This is a genomic window from Heyndrickxia sp. FSL K6-6286, from assembly GCF_038630395.1.
Classification (GTDB): Bacteria; Bacillota; Bacilli; order Bacillales; family Bacillaceae_C; genus Heyndrickxia; species Heyndrickxia oleronia.
In genome coordinates, this window is the sequence record NZ_CP152029.1 from 672826 (window position 1) to 686508 (window position 13683).

Below are 13683 nucleotides of genomic sequence, written 5' to 3' on the forward strand. Positions count from 1 at the left end.
TATTCATAGGAACCATAAGATTTTTTTATATAAAAGTATAAATTATTAGTCATATTCCCTCTGAAGAAATTCCTTTAAAATGTAAACCAACATATAATCGAAGGGGGATACATATGAAAGCAATCGTTGTTACTGAATTCGGCAAGCCTGAAGTGATGAAATACATGGATATAGATATTCCTACGATCAAACCTACGCAAGTATTGATTCAGGTGGAGAAAACAAGTGTCAATTATGCGGATGTAAAGGCAAGATACGGTAAAAAAGGTAGTGGGAAACTGCCATTTGTGCCCGGGCTCGATGTAGCTGGAACCATAGTCGAGAAGGGATCAAAGGTTCAACATTTACAGATTGGACAACGAGTCATTGCTTTTCCAGCGAGTGGTTCATATTCAGAATATGCAGTGGCTGAACAGAATCTTACATTTGAAATACCCGACACGATTGATTTTGATACGGCGGCCGCTTGTCCAACGGTATCCTTTCTTTCCTATAAATTGCTGGCGGATATAGCGAGGATAGAAAAAGGGGAAACCATCCTTATTCATGCTGCAGCTGGGGGAGTAGGGACAACTGCGATTCAATTAGCAAAAATTTTAGGTGCTGGGAAAGTGATAGGAACAGTCGGAAATGAAAACAAAGCATCAATCGCATTAAAAGCGGGTGCTGATCATGTGGTTACCTATCAAAACTTCGAGGAAAAAGTAAATGAACTTACTGATGGCAAAGGGGTATCGATCGTTTTAGACTCTATCGCAGGGGAAATGACGGAAAGAAGCTTAACTTGTCTAGCTCCATATGGACGATTCGTTCAATTCGGTCATTCTAGTGGAAAGGCAGGGACCATTAAAACAAGCGATCTTCACTCCAGTTGTCGCTCTATCCTTGGCTTTAGTTTAGGCACCACTCGAATGCAGCGACCAGACTCTTTGCAGACTACAGCTAAACAGGTCCTAAAGTATATAAGTGAAGGGAAGCTAAAGTTCGAAATCGGTCATCGTTTTCCATTAAAAGATGCTCAATTAGCCCATCAATTAATTGAGAGTAGATTAAGTACCGGAAAGATATTGTTAGATGTAAGAGGTAATGGGTGAACGTGATTTGCCTCTCAATAAAAGCTTGTAGACAGTATCATTGTCTACAAGCTTTTAAGTGTTTTAGTCATTAAAATATGAGGAATCCCATCCTCCATAAATTCACTTGATGAGGTTTCATATCCAAGCTTTTTATAAAATCCTTCTGCTTGTGTTTGACCATGCAATTTGACTTTAGTCACTTCTTGTTCAACGGCTATTTCCTCTAATGCATAAATGATTACTTTACCAAGTCCAAACTTACGGTATGGCTCTAATATACAAATTCTCTCCAATTTACCTACGCCATCAACCATTCGGATTCTGCCTGTTCCTACCGGTTTTTCATGGTAATATACTAAAACATGCTCACAGTCTGCATCCAATGAATCAAATTCGTCGAATTCATCTGCAAGTGGTACGCCTTGTTCCTTAACAAATACTTCTTCTCTGATAGAAAATGCAATTTTCAACTCAGCATCTCTCGTCACTCTTTTTGATGTTTTCATTTATTAGCCCCTTCTGGATTTATACTAGTCTCTATTAAAAGTATATAAGAAAAATAATTTGTTGTAAATGCAACAAAATACAAAATTCAGGTATTATATGAGAGATGTTAGCTGATTCAAATGGATTGTAAAAACCACACGCACAATCAACCACCACAACAAAAAAAGCGTGAGAATCTTAGATTCCCACGCTCCAATCTTTTACTTTGTTTCCTTTTCAATATACTGATACATTAAGTAAGCTAAATAATACGCTTCTTTCCCTTTTAGCTCACGATCTTCTTTTACATGATCGGTAAAGGTATCATTCACGATGCCTTTTTGCATTAATGCTTTCCATGCTTGGTCACCAGTAGCTGGTTCACCGAAATAGGTCATGATCATTTGTGCAGCTTTGTTTCGTGTAACCGGTGTATCATCTTCAGCTGCTAAGTCCTTCACAGCCATGATTCCATTGTTATACTTTTGTTCCACGACTGGTGAAATACGTTTTGTATTCGCTAGGAAGTAGAAGAAGAACTTTTCACTAAATGGTTTGTCAACCGGAAGCTTGTTTTCATAGCCACCTACGACTGCTCCGTAATTGAGGAGCTTTTGCACCGCAGGATAGTACCATTCTCCTTGATAGTTGTATTTAATATCAAAATGGTAGAGCTTCGCCCCTTGATCCTCAAGTTGATCGCGTAATGTTTCTATCAGCTTTTTGTCTTTACTCATATCCCGGAAGGAAATATCATTTTTTATAGCTAGCGATGCGGCAACACCAGCAGCTTGTCCAGCTGACATTCCTGTTGGAACGACGCGGGCACTTCCAGCAGCGAGTGATGAATAGCCACTTGCCTTACTTGCTACGAGTAATCCGTTAATTTTCTGTGGAACTAAAGATCGGAATGGTATTGCATATTGAACAGGTGCGGCCATGACATAGCCGTAATCCTGTGGTGATGTTGCTTGGACATCAGAAGGATAGGCGCCAAAGCCAATGCTATCCCATTGATCACGGTTTTCCCATACATCAGACATTTTCACGGCATATTCAGCTTTAATATGGCGTGTTTCTCTAACATATAGCTCATTCGGATAGTCGACGATTTCAGCTTTTTCGAAGCCTGGGAAGTTCTTTTGTAAAAATTCAACGACGCCTTTCGTTTCCTGCTTACCTATTTCGATGGCTTTTTGTTTTGATTCAGGGTCGAGTCCATCAATACCAAAGATTTGTAGGGCATTAATGAAGACGGTGCCATCCTTTTGCTTCACGATGTTTAAGCCACGTAATCTAGTATTCTCTAAGGTTGGTTTATAGGCTGTATGTAGGCCAGTGAATCCCCAGCCAACGGTTGCGCGGACATTACCGCCGCCAAACAATCCCTTCGCGGCTGCCTTTCTCATCTCTTCCCAATCAACGCCTTTTAAGTGGATCATTAAAGTAACCGCCATTTTGCGGTCCTTCAAGCCAATATCCTCGCCACCTTCAAAATATGGAGCACCGGCCTTAACTGCTAAATCAGCGTCTTGGGTTGAGTCGATAAATGCCTTTGCTTCAATCGTTTTTTCTTGCCCTTGGGCATCTTTAATTTTAATTCCTGTAAGTTGATTTTGTTCTTTCACAACATCGACTAACTGTGTTTCTAAGCTAAGGGTTAAATTAGGCTCGTCCTGAACAAGCTTTAGAAAAGCAAGCTTGCCTTCTTTAATATCAAAGCCTGTTTGATTTCCTACGAGCTTATGCCATTCAGAAAAGATTCCTGTATTAGCAGGTGCCCCTTTCTTATCCTGGCTTAAATCTAGAAAGTTCAACATTCCATAGGTGAATAAACCGCCCAGTCCATCACGATGCTCGATGAGGAGTGTTTTTGAACCAGATCGAGCGGCGGCAACAGCAGCTGCTACCCCTTCAGGTTCTCCACCAACGACAACAACATCATAGCTTTCCTTCAATTCAGGATGTTTATACGGCTTAACAGTAGTGAGTTCTTTGCTACTTTCCGCAGGCTTGTCTTGATTCCTTGATTGATTGTAAAGCTTCTTTAAAGGAAAAAATAAAGCAATCACAATGACCAAAGCCAAGCAGAGAATAAGTATTTTTTTGTTCTTCATTCGCTTCTACCTTTCATTCATTTTAGTGAGTAAATGCCCCCCGAATTACTCCTCTTGAAAAAAGGTGACGAAAGCCTGAAATGAAAGTTTTCGTCACCTATTAGAATTTATTTCTGTTTCCCTTCAAACTCCGTCACTAAATTTCCCATAATCATATGGTCGGAAATCGTGAGACGTTCGCGGGATTCATCATATCCAGCTTTACATTGTTGGACATCGGATTCTTGTTCAGTTTTTAAATCATAACAAATTCCGTTGCTGAACACACCATCTTGGGATGCTTTATAATACACCTTCCCATTCGTAAAGGATCCATAGCGGAAGACAACGAGATTATCTTCTTTGGATACAATATTGCTTCCCATCATGTAAAGATTGTTAGGTTTCATACCAAGTAGATGGAAGATGGTTGGTGCGATATCTAACTGTCCAGCCGTTTTCTCATAAATACCTTTTCCTGCATCATTCGGTAAATGGATGATGAGGGGTACTTGATTGTATAATCGCTCGACATTCAATGGTGTATTTTCCACACCAGCGATCTTCGTCATATTCGCATCTTCCTTGACCCCATAATCGTGGTCACCATACATAATGAGGACTGACTTATCCCATAATCCTTCTTTTTTCAAACGTTCGACCATTTCACCAATCGCTTTATCTGTATAGTGAACAGATTGTAAGTAATTCGCGAAAATGCCTGAGTAGCCTTCTAAATTCAATTCCTTATATTGTGATTGGATTTCATATGGATGGTGACTCGTTAATGAAATCATAAAGGAATAGAATGGTTGATCAAAGGTCTTCATCTTATCAATGGCCTGTTGGAAAAATGGACGGTCGCCCAATGCCCAACCAGCGATTTCCCCTGGCTTGAAATCATCTTTACCGAAGAAATGCTGCATGCCATTGTTTTGGTACATGACATAACGATTCCAGAAGCTTTTTTCATAGGCATGGAAAGCAGCAGTGGTGTAACCAGCCTTGGAAAGATTCGTAGCTAGTCCATCAAATTTCTGATTTCCATAACGCACATAGACAGAACCTGATGTTAAAGGATACATCGATTCATTTGTTAAAAATTCTGCATCCGATGTCCGCCCCTGTGCGGCTTCATGGTAAAAGTTTTTATAATACATACTATCTTTAATTAACTTATTAATATTTGGTGTAATCTCTTGGCCGTTCACCTTTTGATTAATGAAGAAGTTATTAAATGCTTCAAGCTGAATCATAATGATGTTTTTGCCTTTCGCAATGCCATCATATGGTGAGTTGGCTGCCAATGTTTTTTGATGCTCCTTGAACCAATCCTGTGCTTTCTTTTTATCTTCCTTCGAAATCACGGTTTTATGGATAAAGGTTTCATCGACGAACTTATACGCATCATAGGCGTGGAAGCCAATAAGCCCAGTCTTATTAAATAAGGACATATTGTACCAGTTTTGCTTGAACAGTACATTCCCATACTTGCTAATATAATCTTGTGTCGGCGCATAGACAAAGATAAATCCAATCACTGCAACGAGTACAGAGGTAGCGGCTTTGCCACGGTAGCCGATCTGCTTCTTCCATTTAATCTTCCTTATATATAGGAAGATAATGATCGGAATGAGAATAATCAAATCAATGAAAAAGACAAGATCCTTCCATTGAAATAAATCCTTAATACTTCCACTAACTGCACCTGTTTGATTCGCTTGTGATAGAACCGGGATTGACAGGATATCATGGAAATAACGGTAATAGATAATATCCGCAATCGCGATAAAGCTAATAACAAGGTCTAAAATAAACAAGGCAATTAACTGTTTTCGTCCTGACATAAACAAGGTCCAGAACGATAGAAGCAATAATGCCCCAAAGCTAACTAAAAATAGCCCCGTATAAAAGGCTTCAAAGCTTCCTTGCTTAAAGAGTACCGAAAAGCCATTTTTAAAATATCCCAGATTATCTAAAAGAAATGTTGTATTTGTATTTTTCGAAAATAAGTGTAGTTTCAATGTAATGAGCATCAAGAAAATGATGAACGCCAGATGCTCCTTTATAAACGCCCAAATCTTATTCAAAAAACATGTCGCCTCCTAACCACAGTCTACCGACAAAAATCGTCGGAATATGATTAAAATCATACTAATTTTTACGATACATGTTTGACTTCCAATTATCAACAGGAAATTTTGGTTATCGTATTCAGAGAAAAGGCTACTAAGCACTGTTCTCATGAAAGAAGGAGTACCTTCGAGTTTAATCATTTTTTCTAATAATATATGAGTCCAAAAAACTATTTTTATATTTTTCAAGAAAAATGTCAAAGAGAGCAGAAAATTATGATAAACTATGACATGAAATGACAAATAGAGGGAGGTTTGAACCGCGACTGTGAAGACTTACAAAAAAATAATATCCATCTTAGCGATTCTTGTCCTAGCAATGATCCCTATCAAAGGTCATGCTGCAGGCACGATGAGCGATATTCCGGCAAAGTCCAAAACGGAGATTGATTATTTAATCAATAACAAAGTGATTACGGGGTATCCTGATCAGACCTTCCGTCCGAATAATAATGTGACTCGTGAGGAAGCTGCAACGATGATCGGTCGGGCGATTGGATTAGACGGAACAAAGAGAACTACAAGCTTTGCTGATGTAAAGGCAAGCAGCTTTGGATCTGGCTATATTCAATCTGCAGTAGAAGCAGGGATTATTACAGGATATGAAGACAAAACATTTAGGCCTACAAACAAGATTACTAGAGGCGAAATGGCTTATCTGCTAACAAAAGCATTCAAGTTAAAAGAAACAAGCAATGTTTCTTTTAAAGATGTGATTATGACATCGAATCTAGGAATTGTTATCAATCAAATGGTAACAGGCGGACTTTCAAATGGGTATCCAGATGGAACGTTCAAGCCAACAAACAATATTAGCCGCGAGGAATTCTCCTTAATGGTCGCACGTGGGATGAACGAAGACTTCCGAGTATCCTCTGAAGCAAAACCCCTTGGCGTCAAATATGTGAATGCTACCTCATTAAATGTAAGAAAAGGACCTGACACAAGCTACGCAGCCATTGGTTATTTAAAGAGCGGTGACAAAGTGACGGTCTACAGCATTGCGAATAACTGGGCATACATAACAAATGGTAGTTTAACAGGTTATGTAAGTGCGACGTATCTATCCGATGCACCACCTGTAGTACAACCACCAACTGATCCACAAGATCCAACACCTCCAGTCACTGGAAAACATGTTATCACAATTGATGCAGGGCATGGTGGCAAGGATCCCGGTTCCTCTGGAAATGGACTAGTGGAAAAAGATATTACATTAGCTGTGTCTCTAAAGGTGCAGAAAAAGCTTGAAGCTGCAGGCATCAAAGTTGTCATGACGAGAACAGGGGATACGTATCCAACATTGCAGCAAAGAATTAATATTGGGGTAAATGCGAAAGCCGATACATTTGTAAGTATTCATGCCAATAAATTTGGTAGTGAAAGTGCAAATGGAACGGAATCCTACTATAATACAAAGGCTGCATTAAGCCCTCGTGCGGAAGCAAGCAAGCAGCTAGCAACATTTATTCAGAAGCGCTTAGTAAAAGCTCTCGGTACAACAGATCGTGGCGTGAAAACGGCTGATTATCAAGTTATCACATACAATCCACTTCCTGCTGCATTAATAGAACTTGGCTTCTTATCGAATAAATCAGATGCAAGCAAACTAGGCTCAGATAATTATCAAAACCTAGCAGCACAAGCAATCGTTGATGGAATCAAAGATTACTATAATTGGAAAGACAAACAATAAGCTATTGGGGCTGTCTCAGATAACAAGTGTCATACACACTTATGGGACAGCCCTTACATTTTATAAAGGAAGGATACCTATTCATCATGAAAAAGATCATCCTATTATTTTCTTTCATTCTTCTAATCTTGGTATTTCCTCATGAAAGTTTCGCACAAGAGACTTCGAATCAGCATGAACGGGTTATGATTGGGATTGACCCAGGAACAGATCTAACCGAATTAAAAAAATACACCGAAGATATTCATCATGTATTTAATCAAATATCGGTCGTATCAGCAACCATCCCAGCAGCGAATAAAGAGATCATCAAAAAGCTTCCACATGTGAAATGGATGGAAGACGATCCAGAAATTCAGACCGAAGCCCAACAAACCAATTGGGGTTTGCCACAAGTTGTATCCCAGCAATCAAAAGCATTAGGATTAACAGGAAAAGGTGTGAAGATTGCTTTAATCGATACAGGGGTAAATGAAAAGCATCCCGATTTAAACATCGCGGGCGGTGTATCATTTGTTGAATATACAAAATCTTATGAAGATGATAATGGACATGGCACACATGTCGCTGGAATCATTGGCGCATTAGATAATGATATCGGGACGGTCGGGGTCGCGCCAGATGCTGAGCTTTATGCCATCAAAGCATTGGATGCTGCAGGCAATGGCCGTCAAGCAGATATGATTGCCGGGATCGAATGGGCGATCAATCATCAAGTCGATATTATTAACATTAGTATTACCAGTAAAGAAGGCTCGACAGCTTTAAAGCAGGAATTAGAAAAAGCATATAGTAAAGGGATTCTCATTGTTGCCGCAGCAGGAAATACATTGAAGCCCTTACCATTAGGAACAGATATTTTATACCCAGCACGTTACCCAAGTGTTATCGGAGTTGGATCAATTGATCAAAACGGACAGCATTCCTCCTTCTCCTATACTGGAGATTCCTTAGAGGTTGTTGCACCGGGGAATAAAATATACAGTACGTATTACAATCCATTAACAGATACTGAAGATGACTATGCTTATGACACAGGAACATCGATGGCCACTCCATTTGTGACAGGAACCCTTGCTCTATATAAGCAGCAATTTCCAACTCTGCAAAGTTCAAGAATTCGTAGTCTACTACAAACAAATGCGATTGACCTCGGGGCACCAGGAAAAGATCCTGTATATGGATATGGGTTAGTCCAAGCACCAAAGTCAACGAAGTTACCGGCGTTAACAGATTTGAAAGCTGATGCATGGTACACCGATGAAATTAATTATTTAGTAGAAAACAAGATTATTGAGGGATATCCAGATGGAACCTTCCACCCAGAAGAATTAGTCACACGTGCAGAAGCGGTCACCATGATCGGAAAGACCTTATCCTATGATGGCACGCAACAACGGACGGTCTTCAGTGATGTGTCACCAACCTTCTATGCATCTGGCTATATTGCCAAGGCCAATGCGAATGGGATTATTACTGGTTATGAAAACAAGCAATTCAAGCCTCAGGACCCGATCATTCGTGGAGATGTCGCGTTAATCTTCCAACGAGCCTATGGGTATACAAATAGTCAGAAGGCAGCTTTCAGTGATGTGAAATCAAATATGTACTATTATGAAGCGGTGAATGCGTTAAAGGGTGCCCATATATCCAATGGATATGAAAATGGAACCTTCTTACCAAACCAGCCAATTACTAGAGCAGAGTTTGCTGTATTTGTCGCAAGACAATTAAATGATGAATTTAAATTGAAATAAAAGGAAGGAGCTCACATGATTGTGGGCTCTTTTTTTGTTTGAAAAATTAATGAAATTTTAGATATAAGACAAGTTGCTTCCACATATAATCGGAAATGGTGATGACTGGATGTAAATCTGGTAAGAAAAGGAGCTAAAATACTTCCAAACTCGTACCATATTTGTCATTGAGAAAATTTTGATTTTTTATTGTGAGTGCACGTGGATTGGTTAGAAAAAGTACCTTAAAGTGTGCAATTTAGAGGGGGAAGACGGAAATAGTCTGTCTTTACTTGTGTATAAAGTAATGGATTACCATCCTTTGGATTAGTAATATTGTACAGGATTTTGCAGTGAATTACCGGTAGTTTGGGTCGTAACCCCTATAATATTGGATATTTTTAGATAAAAAGAATGATATTGTCTCAAGAATATTACAAATGTATTACGAATCAAAGATTTTCTCCAATTATTCTTGTATTTTCGTCAAGGGTAATGTATATTTTTCTTAAATCTTGGAAATATATTCTTCCAGATGATAGTTTTAACATGTTAGTTTTTACAGAAATAGCCTTAACTTTCCACTATTTCTGTCGAAATTAATAGGAAGAGGTCACAAGTGATCTAAAAATTGGAAATGGTAATATTTTCAACGATAGATTCACTTGAAATTCATGTCATATCTTGTAATAATAACTTTATTGAGTAAATTTATCCAATGCAAAGAAAATCTAGAAACCTTAGCAAAAAATGGTTGACCTCACATTTTAGGTAAGATATACTAGTAGTTGCATTATATGCTAAATTTGCTCATTCGTATTTTACTAGGCTCGTGAGACGGCATAGGTTCATATATACATATAGTAGGAAAGATTCTGATCTTAAAACTACTTATCATGTAAACTATGTCTCCGAAACTAGTTAAATAACTATGTAGTATAAAAAAAGGGAGGAAATACAAACATGGCTAAAAAGTCACGTAAAGTATTCGCTACTACAGCAACAGCAGCATTAGTTGCATCTGCAGTAGCACCAATCGCAAGCTCAGCTGCTGGGTTCTCAGATGTTACAAAACCTGAGTACAAAACAGCTATCGATGCTTTAGCAGAAGCAGGTATTTTAAATGGTTACGAAAATGGTACGTTCAAACCTGAAAACAAGGTAACTCGTGGAGAGGTAGCAAAAGTTATCACTCTTATCAGACACCTTGAAGAAGGTACAAAAACTCCATTCAAAGATGTTAAAGATGGCTACTGGTCAACTCAATACATCAACAGCTTATATGCTGCAAAATTAGTAAATGGTTATGAAGATGGAACATTCAAACCAGAAGGTAACGTTACTCGTGCGGAATTTGCTAAATTAGTTGTTGACGCTTATGGCTTAACATTAACTAATGCTGCAACTCCATTCACTGATGTGAAAGCTGGTAACTGGGCTACTCCTTACATCCAAACAGCTTATGCTAACGGATTAATCAAAGGGGTAACTGCTTCTAAATTCGATCCAAGCGCACCTATCAAACGTGGAGACTTAGCAATTCTTTTACACCGTGCTGACTCTAAATTTGGTGATGTAATTGGAAACAACTTCCCAGGTGTTGAATTAGTTAAAGCAACTAACAATACAACTGTTGAAGTAACTTTCAAAAATGCAGTTGATGCTAAAGATGTTCAAGCATCTAAATTCTCAATTGATGGATTAACTATTTCTAACGCAGCTGTTAAACAAACAGATAGCAAAACAGTTGTTCTTACAACTTCTGCTCAAGAAGGTGGAAAACAATACACTGTTAAATCTGGTTCAGCTACTTTAGGTAAATTCATCGGTGCTTCTGCTGTAGTTCCAAAATCTATTAAAGTAACTACTCCATCTGTTCAAGGAACAATTGGTAAAGAAGTAACTTTAAAAGCTGAAGTAACAGTTGAGGATGGCAAATCAAAAGCTGGAATCCCTGTAACTTTTAATATTGTAAGTAAAGACTCTAACTTAAATAGCAAAATTGAAGTTGAAGTACTTACAGACGAAAATGGTGTAGCTTCTTACTCTTATACTCGTTACTATAAACATAATGACGATGTAGTTGCATATGCGACTAGTAAATCAGACGTTTCTTCAAACGGTAAAGTTTACTGGGCAGAAGCATTAGCTATTAAAGAAGTTACTGAAGGAAACTCATTAGCAAACAATGCTAAGAAAGTTTACAAAGTGACTGGTGCTGCGAATTCTACAGTAAATGTAGCATTCAAAGAAAATGTTGGGGTAACACCTGATAAATTAGAACGTGGTGCAAGAATTACTGATGCTAGTGTCTACTCTATTAAAGAAGATGGCAAAAAAGTTGAATTAGTATCAACTGATGCTAATAAATTCCCTTATCAAACAAGCACAGGTGGCGTACAATTTGCATTAGTAAAATTAAATGCAAATGGTGAAGCTACATTTACAGTAACTGGTTCAAATGCGAAAGTTACTCCAATCGTGTTTGCTGATAACACAGTAATTAATTCACTGAATGAATTAACTTCAGGAAATGGTAAACTTGATGCTACTGAACTTCAAGCTGCTGCACCAACGGTTGAATTCAGTGTTCAACATACAATTGGTTTAGATGTAAAAGCAGAAGGTACTGATAAAGCTTCTTACTCTACTGTTGCTGCGGGAAGTAAACATGCTGCAAATAATGGTGGACGTAGCTATAAAGTTTCAGTAACTGACAATAAAGGAAATAAAGCACCTGCAAACACACCTGTTAAAGTTACATTCAAAGATGGTAATAAATCTGGTAATGTATCTATTTATAATGCAAATGGAGATTATGTTACTCCTGTAAATGGTGTGTATTCTTTAGTAACAAATAAAGATGGTGAAGCACAATTCACTGTAATTAACACTACTAAAGATTCTTATGCATTACCTACAGTATTTGTTGATAATAATAATGATGGTAAACTTAGCACATCTGATTTACAAAAAGATGCAGAAATAACTTATTTCGGATCTGCTGTAATTAATTCAGCATCATTAACTGTTACTGATAAAGAAGGAAATGAAGTTAAAGAGTTACTTTATAATGAAACTGCAAAAGTTACTTTCCAACCTGTAGATCAAAATGGATTCCCTTATTTCAACGGAGTTCAAGGTTCTAATGTAACATTTGATTTCACTACAACATTTGGTGATATTAGTGGAGTTACAGCTAATGGAGTAAATCTTGGTACAACAAATAATTCTTTACAATTAGCTACTGGTGCTGACGGTAAAATTACATTTGATGTTAAAACTAATCGTCCGACAACTCTAAACATTAGCGCTTCAGGTTCCGGAACTATCCTAACACCTGTAGGTACTACAATTAATTTTGTAGGTGCAACTGCTGTTCTAGATCGTGTAAATAAAGCTACTACACCTGAAAAGGTACTTGAAGCTTTAGAGGCAGATACAAGTTATGCAGATGCATTAAGCGGATTAAGTTCAGCAGAAAAATTATCTGTAGCTAAAACAATTTTAGAAAAACGTCCTACTGGTGGATATTCAGCAGAAAACTTAACTTCTGAATTTAAAACTGCAGTAAATAGTATTAAAGCAACGAAAGTAACAGCAAGTGCTGAATATACAGCAGCAGTATCAGCAGTAACAGGAGCAAAAGCAACAGGTACTTTAGCTGTTAATGCAACTGATTCAATTACAGTTACTGCACCTTCTAATGGAACTGCTTTTAATGGTCTTACAGTAAAAATAGTAGATGCAGTTAAAAATAATGATAAAACAACAGCTACTTATGATTCTGTTAAAAATTCTGTAACTGTAGAATTAGCTAATAATCCAGTTAGTAAAGAAGTAGTATCTACAATTGATGATGTTGTTAATGCTATTAAAACTGTGGCTCAATTAGATGCTACATTTGCATCAACTGCTGCTACACCAACTGATCCTACTGCTACTAATGCAAAAGGATTAGTAAATGAAGAAATTAAACTTGATGGTGGAGTAAAAGAAGTTACAGCACAAGATGCTAGTATTGTAATTACTTTCTCTGAAGCAGTATCTGCAACAGCAGGTGGAACTTTAGGAATCAATGTTGATAATGTAGGAGCAACTACTGCTACTCAAACATTATCTGCAGATGGTAAAAAGTTAACATTTACATTTGCTGCTGATCCTGGATATACAGCTGCAAGTAAAGTTACAGCTGTAACTGGTGTTGATATTCCACAAGGTAAAACTTTAGTTACACCTATTGCTATCTCAGTTAAGTAATAATTAAGTATGGGTTATCCCGTATTTAAAATCACATAAGTAATTTTAATGGAAAGCCCGTGGAGATAAGTCTCTATGGGCTTTTCTTTATATTTTTGTTCTATACTATTTGTTAGGTTTTTACACAATTTGAGTGCATAAAAAAGCACAATATCAACCATTTATTTTTAATTTGAGTTGTCAAGAAATAAGTAGAGA

At 37.7% G+C, this 13683-nt stretch carries 7 protein-coding genes; 4 read left to right on the forward strand and 3 right to left on the reverse strand.

Annotated elements, in window-relative coordinates:
• Positions 1-113: 113 nt before the first annotated feature.
• Entirely contained in the window at positions 114-1094 is a 981-nt protein-coding gene (locus MHI39_RS03630; RefSeq protein ID WP_342540690.1) for a zinc-binding dehydrogenase, read from the forward strand.
• Positions 1095-1138: 44 nt separating this feature from the next.
• On the opposite strand, the gene MHI39_RS03635 is transcribed toward MHI39_RS03630, so the two are convergent.
• From MHI39_RS03635 to MHI39_RS03645, 3 genes are all read right to left on the reverse strand, one after another.
• Positions 1139-1582, reverse strand: coding sequence for a GNAT family N-acetyltransferase (locus tag MHI39_RS03635; protein ID WP_342540691.1), 444 nt, complete (start codon positions 1580-1582; stop codon positions 1139-1141).
• Between the two features lie 201 nt (positions 1583-1783).
• Positions 1784-3679 carry an FAD-dependent oxidoreductase gene (locus tag MHI39_RS03640; RefSeq protein WP_342540692.1) on the reverse strand — a complete coding sequence of 632 codons (1896 nt, stop codon included), beginning with the start codon at positions 3677-3679 and terminating at the stop codon, positions 1784-1786.
• Positions 3680-3786: 107 nt separating this feature from the next.
• Positions 3787-5748 (reverse strand): LTA synthase family protein, encoded by a 1962-nt coding sequence (locus MHI39_RS03645; protein ID WP_342540693.1) that lies wholly within the window; start codon positions 5746-5748, stop codon positions 3787-3789.
• Between the two features lie 313 nt (positions 5749-6061).
• Between MHI39_RS03645 and MHI39_RS03650 the strand changes: the two genes are divergently transcribed.
• The 3 genes from MHI39_RS03650 to MHI39_RS03660 all read left to right on the forward strand — a co-directional run bounded on the left by MHI39_RS03650 (position 6062) and on the right by MHI39_RS03660 (position 13485).
• Positions 6062-7489, forward strand: a complete 1428-nt coding sequence (locus MHI39_RS03650) for an N-acetylmuramoyl-L-alanine amidase (protein ID WP_342540694.1) — start codon at positions 6062-6064, stop codon at positions 7487-7489.
• 86 nt (positions 7490-7575) lie between these two features.
• Positions 7576-9246, forward strand: coding sequence for a S8 family serine peptidase (locus MHI39_RS03655; RefSeq protein ID WP_342540695.1), 1671 nt, complete (start codon positions 7576-7578; stop codon positions 9244-9246).
• A gap of 942 nt (positions 9247-10188) precedes the next feature.
• Positions 10189-13485 carry an S-layer homology domain-containing protein gene (locus MHI39_RS03660; RefSeq protein WP_342540696.1) on the forward strand — a complete coding sequence of 1099 codons (3297 nt, stop codon included), beginning with the start codon at positions 10189-10191 and terminating at the stop codon, positions 13483-13485.
• Positions 13486-13683: the final 198 nt, after the last annotated feature.

Bases quoted from the DNA above. Each gene is read 5' to 3' on its own strand.
- MHI39_RS03630 (WP_342540690.1), top strand. From the start codon at position 114: ATGAAAGCAATCGTTGTTACTGAATTCGGCAAGCCTGAAGTGATGAAA.
- MHI39_RS03635 (WP_342540691.1), bottom strand. From the start codon at position 1,582: ATGAAAACATCAAAAAGAGTGACGAGAGATGCTGAGTTGAAAATTGCA.
- MHI39_RS03640 (WP_342540692.1), bottom strand. From the start codon at position 3,679: ATGAAGAACAAAAAAATACTTATTCTCTGCTTGGCTTTGGTCATTGTG.
- MHI39_RS03655 (WP_342540695.1), top strand. From the start codon at position 7,576: ATGAAAAAGATCATCCTATTATTTTCTTTCATTCTTCTAATCTTGGTA.
- MHI39_RS03660 (WP_342540696.1), top strand. From the start codon at position 10,189: ATGGCTAAAAAGTCACGTAAAGTATTCGCTACTACAGCAACAGCAGCA.